Source organism: Oligoflexus tunisiensis, from assembly GCF_001748245.1.
Lineage (GTDB): Bacteria > Bdellovibrionota_B > Oligoflexia > Oligoflexales > Oligoflexaceae > Oligoflexus > Oligoflexus tunisiensis.
Map to the genome: position 1 here is coordinate 2,748,615 of NZ_BDFO01000001.1, position 23,834 is coordinate 2,772,448.

Consider the following 23,834-nt stretch of genomic DNA (forward strand, 5'->3'; position numbering starts at 1 on the left):
TCGGTTTCGAAGGGGACATGAGCTCCGGCCTAAGGCTCGGTGATGCTATCCCAATAATTTCAGCTGTTTATAATATTTGGTTGTTTTTATTGAGCGTTGTGATATCCGCAGGCTGCCAACCGAACAAGAGAAGAACCATGCCCCGCTATATCAAACAGTACTCCGATGCCCTGAGTCCCACATACTGTGAGGCCCTGATCGATCGCTTTGAAAAGGATGCGCGCGTTCAGGTGGATCCTCAGCCCGAATACAGCACCCGCTCTTATTTGAATATTTCCCAGCAATTCGACTGGCTGCGTGAGGTGCAAAAGATTACTCAGCTGGCGGATCCCATCCTGACGGAATTTTTCCGCCTTCCCGAGCCGTATCGGGCCGCGGAACCGAAGGAATGGTTAAACGATGGCTTTGTGATCGCCCGTTATCGTCCTGGGGATATCTGCGCCCTGCACGATGACTATCAGAGTCCGGTGCCGCCCGCCAATGGCCTGCGCCTCGCAACCATGATCTTCTTTTTGAATGATGTGGAAGAAGGCGGGGAGCTGCATTTCCCGGCCCAGGATGTCAAGGTCAAGCCGCGGCAGGGCCATGCTGTGGTCTTCCCGGCCCAGCTCACCCATCCGCATGAGGTCCTGCCGCCCACAACCACACGTTATGTGCTGCAAACCTGGGTGATCGACCCCCAGCTGGTGGTGCTCGAACGCGATGTCTTCGACGAGCTGACCGGCCAGCTCTAAAAAATACTTTCCCGTAAGGCCCCGTCCCGCCAACCGAACTTCCGCCTGCCCAGGGGTCCCAGGTGGGCAGCCGATGGATTTCATAAGACGTGAGGTCCAACTATGAAATTTTCAGTTCTGACATCACGACTAACTCTGGGGTTTCGCCGTGCGGCGTTACTCGAAACGGATCCTTTCTTTGCAAGTCAGATCCAGAGTTATGCGAATGATAGCGGCATCGAGCAACTCGAGGTCTGCAGCGATGTGGACGCATTGTGCGCGCAGGACGTGGACACCTATGACCTGCTGATTCTGGATTGGAATGCCCATGGTCCCAACTCCGGGGTGAAGGCCTACAATCGTCTGCGACATGATCCGCGCTTTGTCTCGGTGCCGATCCTGGTGATGTCGGGTTTCGTGGATCGCAATGACTTTCGCCTCCTGGAGGAATTCCCCTTGACCCGCCTGGTGGAGAAACCCTTCACGGCCGGTGTTTTCATCGAGGCGGTGCAGAGCCTGCAGAACGAGCTCGATTGGGTGCATGCCCACGAAAAGCCTTTGCGTCAGCTGCTGCAAGCGGACAAAGTCCAGGGCCTGCCGCGAGTCAGGAAAATGCAAAAACTTCTGCAAAGCGCCCCGTATCCGGCGCCGCTGCTCCTTATGTTTGGACGCTATCTGAGTCGGGAAAAATGCTGGGATGAGGCCCGTGAATTCCTGCAGCAGGTCGTGCGCGAGGATCGGGGTAACGTGCTGGCCCTGAATGAACTGGGCAAGGTCCTGCATGCCAGTGGCCGTCATAGCGAGGCTATCGCGGTGCTGGAAGAGGCGGACACTCTGAGCCCGGACAATCTCAAACGCATCTGCCATCTCGGTGAGCTGCATCTGCATCAGTGTCAATTGGATGACGCTCGCCACAGCTTCGAGCGCGCTCTGACCATCGACGCCCGCTGGGAGCGGGCCCAAAAGGGTTATGACCTGACCATGAACGCCTTGGAGTATCTGCAAAAAGAAACGGAAAGTGGATCCTTCCCGCAAAGTTTTGCCAGCCTGATGAATACCATCGGCATCTCGAAAGTTCGCAGCGGACATCTGCAGGAAGGGATTCATCACTATGAATCCGCTTTGCATTTTATTCGTGATCATGAGGTCAAGGCCAAGGTCATGTTCAATATGGGTCTGGGCTATCTCCGCCACCACAAGGGCGGCAAGGCTTTGCTCTGGTTCATGCGTTCGGCCAGGACCGGCGGTCCGGACTTTGCCAAAGCCATGCCTTATGTGGAGGAACTAACCCAAAAGGCTGTATGGACGGAACAGGGTTTCAAGGTTGTGAGCGATGTAACGGAAACAGCGGATGCGCAAGATGATGTTTCGACTGTTGTTCATCCGGAGGCTCGTAAACCCGAATCGACAGATTTGTCCAATGAGCCGATCTCTTTGATAAGTGACGACGGCTCAACCGAAGGCAAGGTGGAAACGGACGATTTCGATACGAATGCACTACTCGGCGGTGTTACAGAAGAAGGATTCTGCTAGTATCGCCAGTGCTTTCCGGGACTTGGGTGACCCTTTAGGGCGCTCCTGGCCCTGCCGATGTTGACGCTAGTTCTCAGTGGTTGGCTCACTTGGACACTGCTGCCCAGGAAAGAATTATGGCAACGGCCCGCGCATTCGATTTTAACGGAAAGGACCCGAACGGGGTCCCGGCACGGGAGCTGTCGGTAAAGTCTGCCACAGTTTTCATCAGCCGCAACACCGTTCGGTCTGTGATTGTCCGGGAAATGAAAAATTACGGGATTGCCACAATCAACGCCTTCGAAAGTGTCGCTGAGGTTTGTGAGGAACTCCAAAAGAACCCGGAAAGTTTACTCGTGGTCGACTGGGAACACGGTGAGCAAAATGTGACCAAGGTCCTGCGCGCCGCTCAGGGGCCCTTCCGCGTTGATACCCGGCCCATTTACTTTATTGCTTTGGACCTGGCCGAACGCGTGATCGCGGTCGCCAACGAATATAATGTGATGCAGATCCACACCGGTGAGATCTCGCAGGCCCAGATCGTCAAAAACCTCGATGAGCTGCTGAAATATTCAACCCTGTCACCGGCCTGCCGCAAGGCTTTTCGTGACATCGCCGCGTTGCGAAAGAGCGGAGATCTGGCGGCAGCCGAACCCATTCTGCGTAAACTCTGTGGCGAAGAACCCACCAATATCCGCGCGGCCGTGGAACTCGGTGCGACGCTGTTCGATCTCGGACGTTACAAGGATGCTTTGCTCTGGATGCAGAAGGTGCATCCGGCCAGCAATGGTGATCTCCGGGCCCAGCATCTTTTGGCCCGTTGTTTCATGAAGATGGGTTTTTTTGAAAAGGCCCAGAAGCTGCTCGATGAAGCCTGGCTGATCAGCCCGCATAACGTGGATCGACTCGTGGACCTGGGGCACATCCTGCTCAATCTGGAAAAGACAGAGGAGGCTCTGGGCAAGTTCAATGAAGCCTTGAAACTCGACAAGGATTTCAAGGAAGCCAAAGTCGGCAAGGCCCAATGCAGCATGCTCGAAGGTCATGTGAACGAGGCCATGAAAATGCTCGGACAGATCGAGACGCCCCACGAACTTGCCTCCATTTTCAACAGCGCGGCGATCATGGCCATCCGTCAGGGGCATTACAAGCAGGGGCTCAGCCTTTATAAATCCGCGGTCACCTATGTATCGAGCGACACCCAGGTCTTGTCCCGGGTTTTCTTTAATATGGGCATCGGCCTGGTCAAATGGGGCAAGTCGGCTCAGGCGCTCTCCGCGTTTGAACAGGCGGCGTCGCTGGACGCGAACTTCACCAAGGCCAGTCATAATGTGGAAATTCTGAAAGGCCATAAAGCCAAGGGCGGGGCTGTGACTGAGGTCAAGCGTATCCAGGGACTGGAATCGCTGGAGCAGGAGGACGTGGAATTTGGTGCCATGGACTTTGGTGTCAAACCCGCGCCCAACGCACCAGCTGATAAAGTGGCCGAGGATGAAATCGACGATAGCTATTTTCAAAGCCTGGTATCCGGTTCATAATAGCCCGCGTCTCAAGCCGGGCCCCGGGTCCACCAGGAGTTTATGCAGAGCTACTACCTGCGCAAGTATGCCAAGAAAATTTTACTGGCCGCCTTTCTACTGCTCAGCCTCTATTCCATGTTCCGATCGCTGGGGCGTTAGCCTGTGCAGTTCATGCGAAAGGTGAGGAGCTCCGGCTCCACTTCCAATTCCAGCGACAGGGTCACACCATCGGTGATCACGTCCGGGCTGCCCCAAACGGAAAAGATGCGATCCTCGACACCCTCCTCTGTTTTTGGGGTTTTGAGCGCGCGCTTGTAACTGAAGCTGCCGGTGCCCAACTCCAGCGTATTTTGATCCACCAGTTCATAAGGCAGATCGCCGGTAATGGGGCTCATGCTGAATGTGCACGCTTCGAAAACTTCGCTTTGGGGATCACGGCCCGTTTCCAACACGGTAACGGTGTCACTCCCGCTGTTAAATCGCACCTTGACGCTGCTGCTGATCGTATCGGTCGGCCTGATCACACTGGAGCCGTCGGACGCCGCGCCGCAGGACCAAAGCATGGAAATGAACACGAGGGGAAAATACTTCTTAAACATCTTGCAGCTCCCTGTTGCCAGCCGCTATTCTAACCACACCCAAGGTCTTTTGTCAGCGAAAGCCTTCGATCTGCTGGCAGCTTTCGTCCCGCTCAAGTACAATGGACTAAAAGAGTGAATCCGGGAGATGAACCCATGGCTGAGCCACAAAGATTTGCCATTCTCATCGTTGATGATGAACAGGATCTCTGTGAGTCATTGGCTTACGTCCTTGAGGATTTTGGTTTTGAGACCAGCACCGCCACCACCACAGCCCAGGCCTATCACCAAATCATGAACGGCCGGGTCGATATCGTCCTCTCTGATGTGCGCATGCCGGGCGAAAATGGGGTCGAAATGATCCGCCGCGTGCGCAAGCAGAAGCCGCATGAACCCGTCTTTATTCTGATGACAGGTTTCACCGACATCAGTGAAAAGGATGCCCTGGCCGCCGGGGCCGAGGTCATGCTGCGCAAACCTGTGAAGTTGGAGCAGCTCCAGGTGCTCCTTGAACGCATCCGCAAACAGCTTCAGGAAAAGGCTCCAGCCTGATCATGCCCAACCGTCCCTTGCATTATAAGGTTCTCCGTCACGCTCGGCAGTTCCTGCGCCGGTTTCATGAAAACCTCGAACTCGGCACTCTGCTCGCTTTTATTGCAGGCGTGGTCAACTCCGTGGGCTTTCTCCAGTTCGGCACCTTTGTTTCTCACATGTCCGGTCATGCCTCCCGTTCCGCCGTTGAATATGCGGAAGGCAATACCGCCGCAGCCCTGGTCTTCATGCTGGAGCTGGTGTTCTTTATCGGCGGGGCCTTTACCACGTCCTTTCTTTTGCATGGGCATACAGTGGTGGAAAAGCGGGTGAAGTATACCGCGCCAGTGGTTTTGGAGGCCTTATGCCTGCTCAGTTTTCTCCTGCTGTCGCTGTTCCATGGCCTCTTCTGGATCACGATCGATCAAGTCGGTCTGACAACTTTGATTCTGGCCTATGCCATGGGTTTGCAGAATGCCATGCTACGCCATACCTCGGGCACCATCATCCGGACCACGCATATTACCGGAGTGGTCACGGATATCGGCCTTGAGCTGGGGGCCGCCTGCCACAACGCGCGTCTGACCTGGAAGAGGGAACGGGTCATTACCGCGGCCATGGATGCTTTCTGGGAGCGACTTGGAATCGGGCGCTTTACCTTTCATACCCTGCTGATCAGCTGCTTTTTCTTTGGATCGGTGGTTGGCACCCTGGGTTATGTCTATTTCCTGGTGAAGATTCTGATCCTGCCCCTGATTCTTCTGGGCATGCTGGCATTCAAGGAACACCGGCGCCCGCTGCCAGCTGCGTATTGAGCCAAAGCCAAAAGGGTCCCGTCGCGAGCCAAAGGATATGCCCGAGCAGGATATGCCGGGCCGCAAAATCAGGGCTCGCTTCATGCACTTCACTCAGCACCACAGTCACGATCGCTCCCGGCATCGAGGCCACCAGTATCAACACCTGCCGTGGCAGAGCGGGAAGCAGTCCGGGGGACAGCATAAAGAGCAGACTCAGGGCTGCCGGAATCAGAATGAGGCGCAGGACCAATAAAACCCCATGCGCCCGGCGTGGCTGATGAGCACTGGTCCGCCGCGCAAGATGCGCTCCCAGGAGCAGCATGGAAGCCGGAATGGTCGCGCTTCCGACCTGCCGCAAAACACCCAGACCCGGCTGCAGCATTTCACGCGCCGCATCAAACGGTGCCTGCAAAAGAATCAAGGCGAGAACCAGGGCCAGCAGCGGTGGATTCAAAAAGAGGCGGCGGAGATCCATCTCTCTCTTTTGCATGATTTGCGGCACCCCCACGGTCCATAGGACCAGGTCCGCGCCAACTCCCGCAATGACCACCAGCGTGATGCCATCGTCGCCCCAAAGGGCTTGCGCCACCATCAAAGGCAAGTAAGAATAATTGGGGAGCAAAGAAATAAACCGGAAGCTGCGCCTTTGGCTGTCATCCGGAAGACCAACCCTTTGTTCCAGGCTGATTCCAAGCGCCAGCCCCACGAACAAAACCAGCGCCATGAGAAACGGCAGGAGCCAGATCGAAGCCAGGGATGCCGCATTGAGCTTGAGAAGCAGCGCAGACAGGATCAGACTCGGATAAAAGATGTTGATCAAAGCCAGGGCAATCCTGCCTTTGAATCGAGGCGCAAACCATCCGCGGGATTCCAGCAAGAGGCCGAGTCCAAGAGCCAAAAGGGCGATAACGGTAGGCCAGGGCATGATCCAATTTCCCTACGCAGAGGAGAGCCAGCAAAGAGGCTCATTGTGCGGGAAAGCCGGGCCTTCCTGCAAGCGGGATTAAAAAAGCCCTTGGTCAGCTGCTATGACCCTGGCATATCAAAATATCGAAGCGCCTTTCCATACGAGGTATTCATGAGCAGGATCGGAGTTCTTCTTATCAATCTCGGCAGCCCTGCGGCTCCCACGTCACCGGCTGTGAGCAGGTATCTGCGGGAATTTCTCATCGATCCCCGCGTGATCGATGTCTCAGCCCCGGCGCGTTATGTTCTGGTCAATGGGGTGATTGCCCCCTTTCGCTCCCCCAAATCCGCGCATGCCTATCAAAAGATCTGGACCCCGGCCGGTTCGCCTTTGGTGAATTACGGGATCGAGCTGCAGAATAAGGTGCAGGAGCTGCTCGGCCCTTCCTACCTTGTGCGCACCGCCATGCGTTATGGTGAACCCAGCATCCCAAGCCAAATTCAGATTCTGCGCGAGGCCGATGTCGAAGAGCTGCGTGTGCTCCCGCTTTATCCGCAGTATGCCGCGGCTTCGGTGGCCTCTTCGGTGGAAGTTGTGATGAAAACACTGTGCAAGGACTTTGTGTTTCCACCGCTGCAGGTGCTGCCGGACTTTTACGAGCACCCAGGCTTCATCGCCTCCTTTGCCGCTGTGGCCCAGCCGCGCCTGAGCGATCTGCAGCCGGATCATGTCCTCTTCAGCTATCATGGACTTCCGGAAAAACAGATGACCAAGTCGGTGCGCAAGCCCGAGACCTGTCAGTTCAATGCGGAATGCTGCGCCTCGGTGCGACCCGAAAATCGCTTTTGTTATCGGGCGCAGTGCTATGCGACCACGCGGGCTTTGGTGAAGGCCTTGGGTCTCAAGGAAGGCGCCTATAGCACGTCGTTCCAATCACGCCTGGGCCGGGATCCCTGGATCAAACCCTATACCGATCACGTCTTCGCTGAACTGAGGGAAAAGGGTGTGAAACGTCTGGCGGTGATGTGTCCGGCCTTTGTCGCGGATTGTCTGGAAACTCTGGAAGAGATCGGCATGCGCGGCGTCGAGGATTGGAAAAATCTAGGCGGTGAAAAACTGGAGCTGATTCCCTCGCTCAACGCTGAGGATATCTGGTGTCGGACCGTGGCCGACATGGTGCGTTGAGCGCGGGAAAGATTAGGGCGATGGCAGAAATTGGGGAAGGGATGGTTTGGTAAGTTTTTCAGACTGGAACCAGATCATCATCTGGCTGTGTGGGGAACGGGTGGCTGGGAAATATCCCAGACCACCGGTAGGTCGCCCTCTTTAACTCGCTTCGGAGCCGGTTGGCTCGCTCATCAAATAGACGATGCAGTTTGGTCTTTATTGCAAAAAAACGGTTGATACTCTGCGAAGCGAGAGTCGCGCTTAAGTGACATATAAAAGGTGATGAGGGGATGTGGACGCGGGTTGGCAGAAAAATCTGAAATATCGTGGCCTTAGAATGCTAGGCTTTAGCCTGCCTCTGCTGTTGCTAAGCCTCGTTGCCGCGTCTTTTATTCCGCGACGGCCCCCGTCCGTCCTGGCGGAAGGAACGATGACGGGTCAAAATCCAGGCAGCGGTCGTCTCATCCTTCCTGTGACAGGCGGAGAGGACGTGCCGGTTAGCCTGACCCTGCAGTGGGAGCGTCGTCCTCCTGCGGCGCTGCGCCTGAACCTTCACATCAGCGATCGGGAAGGTCAGGATCAGCTTCAGAAAAAATTAAAAGTGAAACCCAAACGCGTGGGCCGCCATTGGCAGCAGAAACTGGACCTGCGTCTCAGCAGTGCGGGTGTTCGCACGTTTACGTTGAGCACGATCAGTCCCGAGTCCGGCGTGATGCGCTACAGCTTCATCGCGTTCGCGGCAACACCCATGCAGCGCGTTCTGCGGATCGGGGAGATGTTCTTCTACCCCGCTCTCGCATTTGTTCTGCTCGCCCTGGTCATGGTGCTGTTTCCAACCTTCGTCAACCGCGGTTGAAATCAATTAAAGTTTCAAGTCCCAAAGTTGGCCGCGGTCAGACCGAGGCCGGCATTCCAGGTCTGGCAGAGACCCTGAAAGCGACGGGCATCGGCTTCCAGGCTGTAGTCGAGCTCGGCGATGTATTCCTGTAGAGCGAAGTCCTTGAAGGCCAGACAATAATCGGCGGTACAGGTTTTAATCGCATCGAAGGACAGCAGCGCGGACTCCGACGTGCCCTTGCAAGGCTGATACTGAGGCGCATCGAAGTCATGTTCACGACCCCGGTTATGCAGGTTTTCGTGAAAGGCCGTGACACCGATGAGCAGCATCGCCAAAGGTGAATTTTGGGAGCTGACGGCAGCGGCACTCATGCCGGCCGCTTCACACCAGAACATTTCGGTGGAGTTCAATTGCTCCACATAGGCGAGCACACCCGCCTCACTGCAGGCAGCGCCGGTGCGGGCCAGATAATTTACGTTGGTGATGTATTTATCCCAGTGGGCGGCGAAGGAAGCCGGGCTCACTGCAATCCAGAAATCGAAGGCCTGCTCCATCGAAGACAGCTGGGCCGCATTGAAGCCCGTGAAGGTCGTGCTCTTGGCCCGGACGGGGTTATTGGGCGCTTCGGGAATGGCGACAGCAGCGCCACCCGGGGTGCTGACGTCGATGGTTTCAAATGTCATCTTTTCCATGCTGATGTTATAACCCAGGGCATTGCCGACATCGTTCGGGTTGACCACCTCAACCGACCACTGGCAGCCGGCTTCAAGGCCTTCCTCCTGGATACTGCGATAGTCACCGCAGGCCACATCCGCCTGAACACTCTTGTCCACCACCTGCGTTTTGACTTTCGTACAGGCCTGCAGATTGCGGCCGCTGATGCTTTGCGCGCTGACACTGCCGAGCGTATAGGCCTTCGCGCTGCTCAGGCTGTACTGATAGCTGCGCAGGGCGGTGGGATTGCCTACCTTGGTCTGGCCATTCAGGGTATGCAAACGGCAGGGTGCGCCCGTGCTGTTGCTCAGCTGCGACTTGACATCGACACTGTTAAGGGCGGTGATTTTCGGTTTGATGTCAGCCGGGCTTTCAACCGTCAGGAGCTGGCCCTGATCCATCGCCAGAGCCGGTGTCTTATCGATCAGCATCACACCTTCCTCGACCGCTTCGAGGATTTTATCGGTACCCGCCACATTCTGGTTTTCCACGGGAACCGGATCGAATGCGATGATCGCGTATTGCTGAGCGGCCGCGTCACCCACCTGAATTTTCAGCAGGCAGCGGACAGCCCCTTTCACCTGTTCCAGGGCCGCTGACAGCTGACGTTTCTGGGTCAGGGAATAATGCGAGCGCCAGTGCGCATAGACGAGTCCATTCGCGGGCAGGCTTGTTGCTTCCGTAAATTCCTGGGCCGACGTGCTCAGGCCGATGTCCTGGCAAAGGCTGCTCAGTCCCGCTTTGATGTCGTCGCCCAGGCTCGCAGGCGACGCAACAAAAACCTGACGCGTGCTGTCCAGAGCGTTCGATCCTTTCTCTTCGATTTTTTTGATTTGAAGCGCCTGGGACCCAAACGTGTAATCATAGGCATCCAATTGATGACCTTGAATCTGAAGGTTGACCCCCTGATTCAGGATTGTGACCGTCTGACCTTGTGGGCCCTGACGTTGATTGACCTTGCCTGACTGCTGACAGGCCGCGAGGCCGAGAGTCAGGATCAGTGCGGTGCCCAATGCTTGTGTTGTCATGATCATACCCCTGCTTGCATGGAATTAGAGTCGTTTCAGAAGTTCATCTTCCGCTGCCAGTTGTTTCAGGACCCGCAGCGATGCTGCGAGATCCGCTTCCTTTAATGCTGTATAGGCCTGCTGTCGATGCAGGGTGCGGTGCGCCGATGGATTGGGTTTGAGAATAATTTCCATCAGGACCCGGCGGGCCGCACGATCCTCCCGGGCCAGCAATCCAATGTTGCGAATGGCCTGCAGCTGCTCCATATCCACAAAGCGTGATTCCAATGTGGGATGGGGCGGGTTGCGCACTTTGTCTTCCTCGGGATAACGTGGTGTTTCCCGATTCGCCAGATCCTCCCAGAATGGAAGATCCGTTTTCGATTGCAGGCTATTGGCGACCATCACGAGACGATCCCGATCCGCCGGGCGGCTCGTTCCAAACTCCTTGAGGCTTTGCATGAACGAGGCGCTCACCTGTTCGGGTGGAAGCTCTCTGAGTTTTCTTACGGCGCGCTGAATATCCTGCATGCTCATGGGATTGACAGCTTCGATGATGGCGGTGATGCTTTCCACGTCCTCGGGAGACGTCACCGCTTCATCCGCGGCCGGAGCCGGTTCCGGTGCCGGAGCTGGTGTCGCGATGGCGACAGGCTCGGATGCGGGAGCCGCGTTTGTATGGGGCTCTTCCATTTCAGTCGGAATCACCACAGGTTCTGGCTGAGAATCAATAGCCGCAAGCTGTGCAGAACGCTGTGCTTTCCATACAATGATGGCGATCGCAAGTATCAGCAGCAAAGCTATTGATAGCTGGAGATGACGCTGTTTCATAACAGTTCCATTCTTCGCGGTGATTTGTCTTAACGCCCTGTTTGTGCAAGTTCAGGACCAGGGATAAGAAGCGGTAAGAATTCACAACAATTTGTCAAAGGGGCATCGAGTGTCTGGAATTCGATCAATTCCAAGGCAGGGAGGTGGAGAGCTTCAGATAATAGTCTCGTAGGGTTTCCCGGGAGTTACGGGAAATTGTGGCACCGACGTGGATGGTCAAGGACTCGTGATCCTCATAGCTGACATTCCACGAATCCGTTTCCGTATGCGAGGGGGAAAGGCCGATTCTTCTGGCTTTTTCCTCCTGCCTTATGTAACGCAGGGCGAGGTGGGAATTCAGTGGCACGACCACTAGGTGCCGCAGAGCGCGGTTCACGAGAACGCTGTGTTCAGAATCCTGCCAGTGCTCCTCATTCAAGCGCTCCTGGCTGACACTCGCATTCCATTCCACTTTTTTGCCAAGGGCGAGGCGGGCCGTGCAGTTTTCCACGCGCCCGGGTCGCACGCGATCATCCGTCACATCCAGGCGCTCTCCCCAGGTCAGGTCACACTGAAGCCAGGTGAGCAGGGATCCGGGATAAAAACCAAGGCTGAGATAATGCTGCTGATAGCGATGCAAAGGACCATCCGCGTGCGTGCGTTCCCAGGTGTCGGGCCGCGTCTCCCAGCTGAGCTCAGCGCCCCAGAGCCCGGTGATGGTCACGCCCGGTGCGGTTTGATCCTGGATCGGCCGGGGCGAAAGTTCCGTTTTGCGACTGGCCCTCACATACCAGGCGATATGAGTTTCATCCCAATCCTGATGCCAGCTGTTGGTCAGTATCCCCAGCCGATAGGCATTGCGTGGATTGAAACCCAGGTCCGAGCGGAAGGCATCGCTGAACGATTTCAGCTCCAGGCTGCTGTGCCAGGTCCCGCCCTTATGCTGAAACATAAGAAAATGCGCGTTGCCGCTTTTTTCCCTGGGACTGTCCCAGGCATCATGCGACTGACTCAGGATCGACTGCCAGCGCAGGGAATTCTCGCGGCTCAGGTAATGCATCGCGGTGAGGCCCAGCGTTTGATTGGAGCCGAGTTCTTCATACGATCGGCTGGTCCAGGTCAGACCCAGCTGCCAGTCCTCCGCTTTCCACTGCGAACTGCCGATCAAAAATTTTTGCCGCGCATGGATCAATTGAAAACGCGAGCGGTAGGCGCCCGGCAGGAGGATGCGATTGGCGCTGCGGTCATCCCCGATCAGGATCATGGTGTCGTTATCCGTGGAGCGCTGGGTATATTTCAGACCCCAGCTCGGCTGGATAATGGAGCGCGTGGCCACCACCTTGAGCGGGGTTTCCAGAATATCCGCGCCTTCCAAAAAGAAGGGGCGATTCTCGGGATAGGAGACAGCAAATCGGGTGTTGGCGGACAGCTGCGGCTCGTCGAGCGTCACTTGGGAAAAGTCAGGATTGACGGTCGCATCCAAAATCGAAGCGGCATTCACCCGATACTTGAGATCCAGACCATTGCTGATCCGCACCTTATCCGTGCGGCGGGCCATGGCATAGGGCGTGATGCGCAGAAAACTCGGCTCCGGCAAGGGGCCTGAGCTTTCCAAAGCGGGCGCGAGGCACAAAAGACAAAGCGGATCGCGGGGCAGGGGGGCATTCGCCACCATGCGGCGCTGGTCCCGCACAAGATTGCGCTGCACCAGGAGATTCCAGGGCTGCGCCTGATCCTGAGCGAAGCGCAGTTCCTGCAGTGGAATCTGCCACTCCACGCTCCAGCCTGTTTCGGTTTGCTCGCAGGCCACGGTATGGAAATAATCCACCGAAAGATCCGTGCTGAGCGTCGCCTCCTTGTAGAGGCCATCATTGATGGAACAATCGGGATTGACCTGAAAAACCTGACCGAAGACCCGGGTTCCCTCGGGATCCAGGATCAGCGTAAGACTGTCGTCCGAGGCTGCGATGTGATCCCGGCGGCTGACATTCGACTGCCGCGCGGCGCCGGGAGGGTCCTCCATCACGGCACCGATATAGAGAGAATGATCGTCGCGGGCGAGGCGCACGGAGGTCAGGAAGGGGGCTGGCAGTTCGGCCTGAGGCAAAACCTGATAAAATTCCGTCGACTCCGGCACCTTGTGCCAGAAGGCTTCGTCGAGCCGGCCATCCACCTGAGGAGGTGCATCAACCGGCCAGCGCAGGACTTGCAGGGCCAGGGCGAAAAGAGCCGGCTGCATGGTGACACTCAGGCGTTGGCGACTTCCAGAAAGCTGCGGGATTCATGGTATAGAAGGTCGATATGATCCGCATAATGACTGATGATCGGCATGCGGCGCAGTTTGAAGGTCTGAGTGAGAAAGCCGGTATTCGCGCTCCATTCTTCAGCGGTCAGCATGAACTTCCGAGGTACTTCATAACCGCGGACGCTGGCGCACTGGTCCCGAATGATCTTTTCAAAGAGGGCCTGGATCTCCACGTGATTCAAAAGATTATCCACATCCTCCTTTGGAATCACATCATGGACCTGATGATAGAGGCCGCGGGATTTGGCGAAATGCACGACCTCATCCAGATTCACGTTGACCACAGCCACCGTATACTCACGATTGTCACCGTAAATCAGAGAGTAGGAAACATAGGTGCTGAGGTTGATGAGGTCTTCGATCACAGAGGGAACGACATACTTGCCGTTCTGCAGCTTGAACTGTTCCTTGACGCGGCCGCAGATGTTGAGATAGCCCTCGGCATCAAAGTAACCGACATCGCCCGTGCGGAAGCCGCCATCGCTCGTCATGACCGCTGCTGTTTCCTGGGGCAGATTATGGTAACCCTTCATCACGTTGGGACCGTAGACGATAATTTCGCCGGCACCGGCAATGTCGGATTCTCCGACGCTGGTATCAATCTTCACGGTCACGCCCGTCAGCGTCTTGCCAACGGAACCGATCTTGATGTTGCCGGGGTAGTTGGCTGACACCATCGGACTGGTTTCACTCAGCCCGTAGCCCTCATAGACCGTGATGCCAAGATTGGCGATGAAGGAGGCCACCTCAATCTGCAGGGCAGCTCCGCCGCTGATCGCATATTTCAGGCGGCCGCCAAAGGCCGCGCGAATTTTTTTGAAGATGAGTTTGTCGGCAATACCAAAGCAGAAGTTTTGAAGGAAGGTGCTGGGCCGCCCCTCCCTCCGGTTCTGAGCGCCGGCCATTCCATGTTTAAAGAGCCAGCGGGTGATGGCAGGACCGCGATGAATTTTGTTCATCACGTTTTCGTAAATGCGGTTGAAGATGCGTGGCACGGACATGAGCATCGTCGGTTTGATTTCGCCCAGATTCTCCAGGATCTTGCTGACGCTTTCCGATAGCCCCGCGGAAAAGCCGAGCGCGATTAAAAGATGGACTTCTCCGCTATGGCCGAAGATGTGTGCCCAGGGAAGGAAGGAGAGCGTGCGATCGTCGGGAGTAAAATCATAACGGGATTTCACGGCATCTATCTGGCCCAGGAGATTGCCATGGCTCAGGAGCACGCCTTTGGGTTTATCGGTGGTGCCCGAGGTGTAGATGATGCTCATGATGTCATCGGGCTGGGCCGGAATCACGGGTGTCGGGTGCTGTTTGCCAATCTTGATCAGCTTGTTGAAACAGAGGTGTTCGGTTTCATCCTCGTGGATGTTGATCACATGCTTGATATGCGGCAGCTTCAGGCTGATCCGTTCAATCACATCCTGGATGACCGAGTTATGGGCAAAGACGATGGACGCTTTGCAGTCGGACAGAATATATTCCCATTCGGTGCTGGTTTGATTTTCATACATACCCACCACGCGGCCGCGCAAACCCATGGCGGCATAAGCGGCCACGGCCCACTCCACACAGTTGCGGGAGATTATGGCGACCGTGTCCCCTTCCTCCAAACCATAGTGCCGAAGCCCGCCGCGGACATGCTCCACGTAGTCGCCAAACTCCTTGAAGGTGATCCAGCGCCATTGGCCTTTGAACTTGGTCCCATACATGGGACGGTCCGCAAACGTTTTGCATGATTCCTGCTGCATCGCGACGAGAGAATTGTATTTTTGCATGCGGGATCCTATTTTAGCTGGTTCGGCGTAGGTCCATTATAGGCGAAAGGCCCTGGCTTGTCCTACCAGGGGTCATAAATTTCCCACACTTGTCCGCGGCACTACCTTTGCAACATGATCTGAGAGAGAAGTCATGGGGGCGCGAAAACGGTGGATTCGATCCGCAAGAGATTGATTTTACATATACTGGCAGCAGTGACCCTGCTTGGGCCTGTGACAGTGCACGCCGCCACGTACAAGCAGGCTTTGGAAGATTATAGCGATCAGAAATACTCCAAATCCTATAAGAAGGCCATGGACCTGGCCCGTGAGAAGCGGGGCTCCCGTCGCGCCAAAGCTCTGGTGCTGGCTGCGGCCGCGGTGCTGGAGCTGGATCGGGAAAAAAAGGCCCGCGTTCTATTCAAAAAAGCTCTGGACGAAGATCCTGATCTGGAACTGCCGGAGGTCGTGCGCAGCCGCCGCGCGCAGCGGTTCTTTGATGATGTGCGGGACGGTCGCAATCCGACCCGCAGCAGCACGGTGACCAAAACGGAGAATGTACCAAACGCCTTTGATCGCTTCGAAACCTATCTGCCTTTCGGCCTTAATCAACTGGTGCAGGAGAAATATTTCCTGGGCCTGGCCCTTGGCGGCGCGCAGGCTTTTGGCCTTTTCTATGCGTATACCAAGGACCAGGAGGCGAACAAAGCGGAAGCCGACCTGGAAGCGGTCCGTATTCGAGCCATTCAATCCGGTGATGATATCAATCCCGTCTTCACCGATTTCGTCAGCAAGAGCCAGGCTTTTGCCAAACGCTCGCGCCAGACCTCGCAGCTTTCCCTGGCCCTGGCGGCAGCCGCCTATGGTGCCAGTGTGCTGGAAGCCGGCCTGCGTCCACCGGCGCGCTCCCGCTTTGCCGCGACGGATCCTTCCGCCTTGCGCCTGTTCGCTGTGGAATATAAGAGCCGGCAATTCCAATTGGAATTGCTGAATCCACTGCTATCTCATGGCCTCCAGATCTCTCTCCAATTCTAATCCTGACGTCCCCCGTTCAAGAATTAGACGCCACACAAATTTTTACAGTTTCTCAAGAAATCCGGGATAAGGTCCTGCAAAAATAGGATTTCAGGTAAGAATTGCAGGCAGAATAGGGTCGGCGTCCCGCACAATTTCGGACCAAAGAGACGGTCTTTTTTGCATTATCCCGCTTGAATCATTGACCAATGCATCGTGGGCCTGGCTCTTGCAGAAGGGCACACAACTTCTTCCAACTGTCGTAGTATTCGCAAGGGGCCTTATTATGAAACTTAGTGGACATTTCCTTCTCGCAATGCTTCTGGTTACTGCCTGCGGCTCAGGCCAGGATCAACAACTCTCCACTGCAGAATTTGAAAAAGCTGTAGCCAACAATGAAAAGCTGGCTCAGGAAGTCGAACGTCTGCGGGACGAGCGTTCCGAGATCTCCAACAGTTTGGAGACGAACAACGCTCAAGTGAGCCAACTGCAACAACGCATCGAGGAGCTGAACAAAAACGGCTCTCAGGTCGAGACAGCTTATAAAACCCAGCTGGATACCCAGAATCAAACCCTGGCTCAGTACAAAGAGGAGCTGGCCAAACTCAAGGTGCAACTGGACAACGCACCCACCGCGGCTGAGCAGGCTGAACTCCAGAAGGACATCGCATCACTGGAGACCAAGTCCAAGACTCAGGACAGCCTGATCAATCAGTTGAAGACGGAATTGGCGAAGGCCAAGACGTCCGAAACATCGACGGCTGTTAAACTGGCTGAAGACATCAAGAAAGCACGTGCTGCCTACGATCAGCAGGTGGCCAAGCTCAATGACATGGAAAAGAAAAACGCCAAGATGGTGAGCGATCTCGCCGCGCAGCAGGAAGCGAACCGCAAGCTGCAGGCAGAGGCAACCGCCATGCAGGCCAAAAACCAGGAACTTCAAAAGAACCTGACAGCGGCCAACACCCGCATCCGTGAACTTGAAGACAGCCTCCAGAAACTTCAGGGTCGTTATGAAGAGCTGAGAGATATTTACACCAAAACTCAGGAAGATCTCGGCAAGACCAAGATGGACCTGGGTGCAGCCCAAGCCAGCGCCGCCGCGTTGCAGGCTGAACTCACAGCCCTTAAGCTGAAGTATGAGCAGCTTGAAACCAAGAACAAGGATCTTCAGGCTCAAGTGGAAAAGGCCAAGCAGGATGCGGCCAAAGCTCGCGCTGATGCCGACACGGCTCGCAGAGAAGCTGAAGCTGCCAAGGCTGCCGCTGCTGCCGCCAACGCCGCCGCCGCTGCTGCGAAGCAACAGGCTGCCAACGCTGCCGCTGCTGCTGCCAAGCCAGCCAGCTGAAGATGACGAAGGCTGACTTTACTTGACGGAGTCAGCCAATCGCTGAAATGAAAGAAGGCCCCTTCCGCGAGGTTGGGGCCTTTTCCTATTGCGCTGCGCTGGTGCTGAGGGCTGGTTCCGGCGTCTCCGGTGAACTCAGGAGCTCCTCCAGGAAAAACGCGGACAGTTCCGCCCGTCCCGCCAGCCCCGACTTCTGATAAATCGTGAGGTTTTGCTGCTTGACCGTTTTCTCGCTGACGTCGCGGACTCGCGCGATCTCCTTGAGGCTCAAACCCTTGAGCAGAAGATAAGCCGTTTCCTTTTCCGCCGCGGTCAGATTCCAGGCTGTAAACTGCCGTTCCACTTCCTGCCGAATATTGGCCGCGTAAGGCGCGATGGAACGCCGAAAGCCTTCCAGTTCCACTTCCAAGGCCTTTCGACTTTTTTCAGTGGAGCGCAAAGCCCCCTCCAAAGGGACGATGCGCCGATGCCAGATAATGAAAATGGCGAGCAGTCCCAGGAAGCCGCAAAGAAATTCCATATACACGTGGGCCGTGTCCACGCCGTTTCGCAGATCGTACCAGCAGTCCCAAATCAACAAGGCCACCATTATCATCAGCAGTTCCGTGAGGATCCAGTTCTGCCGGGTGGTCAGGTTCTCGTCGGCCATACTCCAGAGCCTCCTAGGACTAAGGTCCTATTCGAAAAAAAATCCTTTGAGTTCCGCTGATTACGACTTAAGTCCTATGCAGCAAAAGGTTCCTCATGCCGATAGAAAATCCATCGTCGCTTGCCGTTCCAATGACCTGGGAAGGATATATTCATGAAAGCCTGGCTTCCAATGTTCGGCCTGACCGTTCTGATATGCGGATGTTCGCAATCGGTCCTTCGCCCTTATCAAATCGCGCGTCCTGATCCGGACCGTACCGAAGCCAGCCCGAATACCGATATTGCAGGTTCTGCCGCCAATGAAGGCAATTCCGGGATCACGGGCAGCAGTGAAAAAACTGATGCAACCATTCCAGCCACTGGTAATGATTCTACCTCAACGACGCCTGTGACGAATACCCCTCCCGCGGCCCCTGTTCCCGCGACGGGCAGCGTGTCCGTGACCGTGAATATCATTCCACCAACCCCGGCGGGACCTTACCGCAATCGCGGGCATATTCGGAGCGTTTGGATTACGGATGCCAACAATCAGTACATCAAGACCATCCATGCCTTTGCCGGGCAAAGGGCTGTGCATTTAAAACGCTGGCAGGTTTTCACGGCGCGGACTCTGGATGCAACCTCCGGCGCCACGCAGACGACACCCGCCGCCGGTATTCCGGTGACCGCGACCTGGGATCTCAAGGACAAGGCCGGAGCGCAAATGATGACAGGTGATTACAAGATCTGGATGGAATTTACCGAGGCCAATACCCCGGCTCTGGATGCCGGCAAAGCGCCTGCGGACGTCAATCAGGTGATTGACAATACCAACGGCTATGAGTCCTTTGTTGTTCCCTTTACTGTTTCGCCCGCCGGTACCACGAAAACGGATAGCAGCAACGCCGTCTTCAAAGACGTTGCTGTGAAGCATGTCCCTTGACTTTGTAACAAGGTATCCGTCCCAAGCAAGAGGCCTCTGAATTTTTCAATTCAGAGGCCATTTGCGTTCCAAAATAATTAACCCATCCAGGCCCAGAGGGCGGGATGGGTTCCTTCAAGCCGGCACGATTGGCAAATTACTCGCAAGTGCCTTCGGGCAGGCCGAGATCAACGCCGGAATCTTCCTGGACCCAGCAGATGTTCGCATGCATCAGACCATAGATACCGCCGGTGCCGCAAGCGCCGCCGCGTGATGTCACGCCGTACACGCGCCACTCACCGTTTTCAAGCTGGCCAAAGACCGGACCGCCGCTATCGCCTTGGCAGGAGTCCTTGCCACCGCCGCCGATGCTGATCTCGTTGCTGGTCAGCCGGGTGATCTTGCCGTCAACTTCAAACTTCACGCCGAAGCCGCCGTCGTCACGGTTGCCGAAGCCTACGATGCGGCCGATGCCGCCGATCGCCAGCAGTTCATCGATTTCCTCGGAATCCGTGAGCACAGGAACGATGTCGCTCTCTTCGAGATCCATTTCCTGGGTCAGCACGATATAGGCGATGTCATTGGTCGTGTTGTATTTGGGAGAATATTTGATGGACTTGGCCTGGTATTGACCCGTCACACGGCCACCTTCCTTGCCGTCGCCGACGTAGACAGCCACGTTGGAAGCTTTAAAGCCCTTGATACAGTGGGCTGCCGTGATCACCACAGTGGGTGCAATCGCGGTTCCAGTACAGTACATACCGCCGCTCTTTTGCGTGATGGCTACGACATTTTTCCAGCTGCCTGCAGGCACGCGTGTGCCGCCGTATACCTTCTGGTCGCTGGTGCTTTCACCAACGGAGCCGCAACCGACAGCCATCGACAGTACGATCGAACAGGGAACCAATGCCAAAGCCTTGTTGAATCCTGCCATTCTTTTCATGCACGCCTACCTTTTGTGAGTTTGGAAATTTATCAAAAAACCAAGCATCTCTGCTGACTGACTAGCCAGGTCATCCAGGAAAGAGGAGTCAAAAAAAATGAATGGACGACATTTTGATGCTTTTTGGACCCTTAAAACCCAGGTCTGGACAGGCATAAAACCGGTACGGGCCGTGCTATTGATTCATATGATGAAGAAGGTTTAAGAAAAATCGTGAGGGAGGCAAAGTTCGGCGGTTAAAAAATGCTCAAATACCCTGACGGTGGGAACGACATCGTCGTTGGGGTTAGTAAAAAACAGGGAGCACGCGGCCCCCTCCCGACATCATTGGACCTGACAGCCCTCGAGGGCGAGGTCCTCTTCCGTTCCATCGTTATGGATAAGGGTGGCGCCGTCGCTGTCAAAGACCAGAGTAAAGCTGGCGGTTGCGGTTGTATCGCTGCCGTTCGCAAAGACCTGACCTTCCACGGATCCGGAGCTGGGATGGCAGCTGCTGCCGAGGGAAAGGACCAGATTCCTATAGCGCAGAATCACCGTCTCAGCCTCGGGATCGGTCGACGTCACAGCCCCGGAGATGATTTCCACACGGGTGACTCCGGCGCCGCGCGTGCGGGTTTTTTCCAGAATAATGGGTTCATCCGCAAGGGTCGCAATGGAACGGGTGAGTGGTACGTCCCGGTTCTGCCTCAGGAGTGAAACCGTGCTGGAAAAGGTCGATTTCCGCTGCACGGTCAGAGGATCCAGCGTGCTGGAAACCCGGGAGAACTCCACCGTCCTCTCACTGTTCACGGTCAGGTCCGATTCGCTGAGGGTGCTGCCATCAGCTTTGAGCGTCACCGAGCGTTTGCGACTCTTATTCAGCTGCGTCCTGGTTTTCAAGGCTGCGAGCTGCGCCCAGCTCAGCACTGGACGGTTGTTGTTACAGGCCAGCGCCCCGAGCGTGCCGGGCACGGCATAGTTCATATCCACCATCGTATCGAAGGTATCCTTCTGCAGCTTGCGTCGGACGGGACGCCCATATTCCGTCTCGAACGCCAGGCTTAAGGTGACCTTGACGTTGATGCTGCCGTCCGTATTTTCTGTGCAGGTGGTTTCGCCATCCGCCAGCGCAGGGTTATGCTGCTCCTGGTGCAGAGCCAGAGGGGTTGCGCTGCTGTCACTGCCGTCGTTGATGGAGCTGATCACCTCATCATGCTGCATCGCGACCACCGCTGCGAGATCGCTGCCGTCGCCGGTCACAGGTTTGCCGGAATTGCCCACGTCGGTACCGCAGCCCGGGCTGAAAACCAGAAGCCCCCAGGTCAGGATCGCAAAAGAGAGCAGGGCCGACTTTTTCATGTTGATTCCGTCCTTTGTGGGGGACTCCCGCCAAAACCTAAAGAGGCATCGGGCGTCATGGTTGTTTACGGGTCATGGGAAAAAGCTGAAGGCTGAGCTGGTAAACCCGCTCGGGCTCAGGATCCTGCGCGGCAAGATCCATGATCTTTTTACGAAAATTACGGATCTCTTTTTTGATTTTGGGCATGCGCTCGGGAGCGATGGCCATGGACGTGGCGCTGATCTCCCGTTCCTCCACGCTGATCGTCATGAGGGCCTGCTTGGCCAGCTCCAGTATTTTGGAATGATAACGCACCAGGGCCATCGACATGATTTCATGACCGGTGGAAATGCGGGCCTGCGTGGGCTTCAGTTTTTTCGTCTCCGGATCGGGTGCCAGCAGGCCAAGCTTTTGCAAAAGGATCAGGGATTTTTTCGCCTGATCGAGGCGGATGCGGGGAATAAGAGCAGCGGCCAGCTCCTGCGGGTCATCGGTGAAGTGCGGCGTGAAACTGAATTCATAGATGGCGACGTGGTACCATTCGGTGAAGTATTCCAGCTGGGCCATCAGCTCATCGGAATCGGAAATCGTCCGGGTTTTTTGTTTGACCAGATTCTGCAGGATGACCTCCCGCTCCGGGGCAAGGTCGCTATCAAAGTAGGCCACCAGATCATCCCAATATTTCCGCTCGACCGCCTTGAGTTCGAGCGCCTCCGCAATCTTGCGGCCGGTTTTATTGGTCAAGGGTCTTTGCCCTTTGATGATGAGGTACATGACGTTGCTGCGAGCAAAACCCAGATCCTCAGCGAACTGCATGTAGGAATAGCTATCCATTTCCGTTTTCATGGCCTGATACACGGCCTCCAGGTAGGCCTTGTAATCCAGAAATCGGGTGACCGATATCCTGCTGCTGACATTCTTAAGAATCCGCGCCTGTTTCATGACGGCCAACCTCCGCTCACTTCATCTCTTATCGGCAGGATAATTCTGCAAACAAGTTGAAATTATAAGCTTAAGTTTTTATTAATGAAACAGATAATTCCCGAAGAATGCGGAGCCCATTTTGCAAATTTAAAAGAGAAGGACCGCGCCGGGTTTATGAGCCTCGGCCCCATGCTCGGCGAGGACGTCGGGAATAAAAGCGTCGACCGACAGTTTTTCCTGATCGGTGACCAGCTTTTTTCGGATGCGATCATGCAGCTGGCTCGTAAAGTTTTCCAGCTCATCATCCGGAGCGCCACGGTTCAGATAGGCCTCGATGGTTTCGATCTCGGCGATGCGATGCTCGATGATCTGCCGCAGCAGGTCAAAGCCTTGGGTCAGGACGATGAGATTGGACACCAGCTGCTCGATACCCTGGGTGCGAAGAAAGATGGCGGCTTTGGTTTCCTCCCAGCTGTCTTCGCTTAAAGGGTCCATGATGTTCAAGCTTTCCCGGACGCAGGCCAGAGATTCCGCGCTGGGCGTGGGAGCCGCGTTATAGGCATCATCGAAGCGTTTTTTACCTGGCACGGAAATGAGCAGAGCAAAGGTTTCCGTTCCACCGTCTTCAATCAGCTGCACCGTCTCCAGCAGGTGGCGCCGCACGGTAGAGAGGCCCTGGACGGCATCCAGAGTCACGCGACGGTCCTGCTCCTCGGCGCCATGCAGTGACTTTTGAATTCCCGCGGTCATTTGCACGATCCGGTTGATGCCCAGGATGATCCGCCCATAAATGGATTCCGTATCGCGGGCGCGATCGCCGAGGATTTTGGCTTCATCCTCAGCTTCCCGTGCCCATACGGATTTCTCAATATTTTTCAGGATTTTCATGCAATGCGCCTGGGCCTTGTATTCCGCGGCCAGTTCGTTGGCCAGGCGAATGACCGAGATGGCGATGCTGCGCGCGAGATCCTCGGATAAGGCAAGGGTGATGGTGGCAAACGAGATATAGTCGTACCACATGTCGAATTCTGTTTTCAAGCAGCCCGACCTGGACACCGGGAGTCGATCGCCGCAAATAAAACTGTGGCGTCCGACAATCTGATGACCATCCACGGTTGCAAAGCGGCCCGAGGGCGAGGCAGTCAGGCGGTCGAGGCCATTGACTTTCACCTTGCGGTCCTCGGAGACAACCACCAGCTCAATTTCCCCGAGCCGGGCCTTGCGCAGCGTCGGCAGGAGGGCCACGTAGCGAAAGAAGTCAAAGGACACATGCCGCAGCACATAATTGAGATTTTGTTCCGCCAGCAGCGTATCGAGGGCGAGAAATCCATTCCAGCTGCCGGAGATGAGATGCATGAAATCAAGCTGGATGGGTTCGCAGGGGGCGAGCCTGTGCCGCTCCTGAATCAGCTCAATCGTCTGGCGCAAATCCGCTGATTCGTCGAGGCCACCCCGAAGGAAAATCTGTCCCTCGGATCCGATAATCGCGGAATAGCGCTGCTGCTCCAGATGAATGCCCATGGAATGCTCGTTGGTGGTTTTTATTTATCGTAACACAGGATCCCAGCTGATCAACATTCTTTCG

At 55.7% G+C, this 23,834-nt stretch carries 21 protein-coding genes; 10 read left to right on the top strand and 11 right to left on the bottom strand.

Going from position 1 to position 23,834, the window contains the following annotated elements; all coding sequences use genetic code 11:
• Positions 1 to 137 precede the first annotated feature (137 nt).
• The 3 genes from OLTU_RS11820 to OLTU_RS11830 all read left to right on the top strand — a co-directional run bounded on the left by OLTU_RS11820 (position 138) and on the right by OLTU_RS11830 (position 3,763).
• Positions 138 to 734 (top strand): prolyl hydroxylase family protein, encoded by a 597-nt coding sequence (locus OLTU_RS11820; protein ID WP_176736544.1) that lies wholly within the window; start codon positions 138 to 140, stop codon positions 732 to 734.
• A 102-nt stretch (positions 735 to 836) separates the two neighbouring features.
• Positions 837 to 2,246, top strand: coding sequence for a response regulator (locus OLTU_RS11825; RefSeq protein WP_141732968.1), 1,410 nt, complete (start codon positions 837 to 839; stop codon positions 2,244 to 2,246).
• Positions 2,247 to 2,362: 116 nt separating this feature from the next.
• On the top strand, positions 2,363 to 3,763 hold the full coding sequence (locus OLTU_RS11830; RefSeq protein ID WP_141732969.1) for a tetratricopeptide repeat protein: 1,401 nt from the start codon (positions 2,363 to 2,365) through the stop codon (positions 3,761 to 3,763).
• Between the two features lie 137 nt (positions 3,764 to 3,900).
• Here OLTU_RS11830 and OLTU_RS11835 read toward each other — a convergent pair whose 3' ends face one another.
• A complete protein-coding gene (locus OLTU_RS11835) occupies positions 3,901 to 4,344 on the bottom strand; it encodes a hypothetical protein (RefSeq protein ID WP_141732970.1) in 444 nt (147 codons plus the stop codon).
• A 135-nt stretch (positions 4,345 to 4,479) separates the two neighbouring features.
• Here OLTU_RS11835 and OLTU_RS11840 point away from each other — a divergent pair, with 135 nt between their 5' ends.
• The gene (locus OLTU_RS11840) at positions 4,480 to 4,875 is read left to right on the top strand and encodes a response regulator (RefSeq protein ID WP_141732971.1); all 396 of its coding nucleotides are present in this window, start codon (positions 4,480 to 4,482) and stop codon (positions 4,873 to 4,875) included.
• Between the two features lie 2 nt (positions 4,876 to 4,877).
• The gene (locus tag OLTU_RS11845; protein WP_141732972.1) at positions 4,878 to 5,669 is read left to right on the top strand and encodes a YoaK family protein; all 792 of its coding nucleotides are present in this window, start codon (positions 4,878 to 4,880) and stop codon (positions 5,667 to 5,669) included.
• Here the strand turns inward: OLTU_RS11845 and OLTU_RS11850 are convergent.
• Complete coding sequence (locus tag OLTU_RS11850) at positions 5,632 to 6,576, bottom strand: AEC family transporter (RefSeq protein WP_141732973.1); 945 nt, start codon at positions 6,574 to 6,576, stop codon at positions 5,632 to 5,634. The two genes, OLTU_RS11845 and OLTU_RS11850, sit on opposite strands and share 38 nt — an antisense overlap.
• Positions 6,577 to 6,729: 153 nt before the next feature.
• Here OLTU_RS11850 and hemH point away from each other — a divergent pair, with 153 nt between their 5' ends.
• Positions 6,730 to 7,743, top strand: a complete 1,014-nt coding sequence (hemH, locus tag OLTU_RS11855; RefSeq protein ID WP_141732974.1) for a ferrochelatase — start codon at positions 6,730 to 6,732, stop codon at positions 7,741 to 7,743.
• Positions 7,744 to 8,062: 319 nt separating this feature from the next.
• The gene (locus tag OLTU_RS11860) at positions 8,063 to 8,581 is read left to right on the top strand and encodes a hypothetical protein (protein WP_218109989.1); all 519 of its coding nucleotides are present in this window, start codon (positions 8,063 to 8,065) and stop codon (positions 8,579 to 8,581) included.
• 14 nt (positions 8,582 to 8,595) lie between these two features.
• Here the strand turns inward: OLTU_RS11860 and OLTU_RS11865 are convergent, their stop codons facing one another.
• The 4 genes from OLTU_RS11865 to OLTU_RS11880 form a co-directional block, all read right to left on the bottom strand.
• The gene (locus OLTU_RS11865; RefSeq protein WP_141732976.1) at positions 8,596 to 10,305 is read right to left on the bottom strand and encodes a hypothetical protein; all 1,710 of its coding nucleotides are present in this window, start codon (positions 10,303 to 10,305) and stop codon (positions 8,596 to 8,598) included.
• A gap of 24 nt (positions 10,306 to 10,329) precedes the next feature.
• On the bottom strand, positions 10,330 to 11,115 hold the full coding sequence (locus tag OLTU_RS11870) for a hypothetical protein (protein WP_141732977.1): 786 nt from the start codon (positions 11,113 to 11,115) through the stop codon (positions 10,330 to 10,332).
• Positions 11,116 to 11,239: 124 nt separating this feature from the next.
• Positions 11,240 to 13,333 (bottom strand): carbohydrate binding family 9 domain-containing protein, encoded by a 2,094-nt coding sequence (locus OLTU_RS11875; RefSeq protein WP_141732978.1) that lies wholly within the window; start codon positions 13,331 to 13,333, stop codon positions 11,240 to 11,242.
• An 8-nt stretch (positions 13,334 to 13,341) separates the two neighbouring features.
• Positions 13,342 to 15,174, bottom strand: a complete 1,833-nt coding sequence (locus OLTU_RS11880; protein ID WP_141732979.1) for an AMP-dependent synthetase/ligase — start codon at positions 15,172 to 15,174, stop codon at positions 13,342 to 13,344.
• 195 nt (positions 15,175 to 15,369) lie between these two features.
• On the opposite strand from OLTU_RS11880, the gene OLTU_RS11885 reads away from it, so the two are divergent.
• Together OLTU_RS11885 and OLTU_RS11890 are read left to right on the top strand one after the other, a co-directional pair.
• Positions 15,370 to 16,188: a hypothetical protein gene (locus OLTU_RS11885; RefSeq protein WP_218109990.1), complete on the top strand. Its 819-nt coding sequence runs from the start codon at positions 15,370 to 15,372 to the stop codon at positions 16,186 to 16,188.
• 265 nt (positions 16,189 to 16,453) lie between these two features.
• Positions 16,454 to 17,515, top strand: coding sequence for a coiled-coil domain-containing protein (locus tag OLTU_RS11890; protein ID WP_141732981.1), 1,062 nt, complete (start codon positions 16,454 to 16,456; stop codon positions 17,513 to 17,515).
• 85 nt (positions 17,516 to 17,600) lie between these two features.
• Here OLTU_RS11890 and OLTU_RS11895 read toward each other — a convergent pair whose 3' ends face one another.
• Positions 17,601 to 18,164, bottom strand: a complete 564-nt coding sequence (locus OLTU_RS11895) for a helix-turn-helix transcriptional regulator (RefSeq protein WP_141732982.1) — start codon at positions 18,162 to 18,164, stop codon at positions 17,601 to 17,603.
• Between the two features lie 153 nt (positions 18,165 to 18,317).
• Here OLTU_RS11895 and OLTU_RS11900 point away from each other — a divergent pair, with 153 nt between their 5' ends.
• Positions 18,318 to 19,085 carry a DUF2271 domain-containing protein gene (locus OLTU_RS11900; protein WP_141732983.1) on the top strand — a complete coding sequence of 256 codons (768 nt, stop codon included), beginning with the start codon at positions 18,318 to 18,320 and terminating at the stop codon, positions 19,083 to 19,085.
• A 136-nt stretch (positions 19,086 to 19,221) separates the two neighbouring features.
• Here the strand turns inward: OLTU_RS11900 and OLTU_RS11905 are convergent, their stop codons facing one another.
• From OLTU_RS11905 to OLTU_RS11920, 4 genes are all read right to left on the bottom strand, one after another.
• On the bottom strand, positions 19,222 to 20,007 hold the full coding sequence (locus OLTU_RS11905) for a S1 family peptidase (RefSeq protein WP_141732984.1): 786 nt from the start codon (positions 20,005 to 20,007) through the stop codon (positions 19,222 to 19,224).
• 324 nt (positions 20,008 to 20,331) lie between these two features.
• Complete coding sequence (locus OLTU_RS11910) at positions 20,332 to 21,345, bottom strand: hypothetical protein (RefSeq protein ID WP_141732985.1); 1,014 nt, start codon at positions 21,343 to 21,345, stop codon at positions 20,332 to 20,334.
• 55 nt (positions 21,346 to 21,400) lie between these two features.
• The gene (locus tag OLTU_RS11915) at positions 21,401 to 22,267 is read right to left on the bottom strand and encodes a TIGR02147 family protein (RefSeq protein WP_141732986.1); all 867 of its coding nucleotides are present in this window, start codon (positions 22,265 to 22,267) and stop codon (positions 21,401 to 21,403) included.
• A 129-nt stretch (positions 22,268 to 22,396) separates the two neighbouring features.
• Complete coding sequence (locus tag OLTU_RS11920) at positions 22,397 to 23,770, bottom strand: hypothetical protein (RefSeq protein WP_141732987.1); 1,374 nt, start codon at positions 23,768 to 23,770, stop codon at positions 22,397 to 22,399.
• Positions 23,771 to 23,834 lie beyond the last annotated feature (64 nt).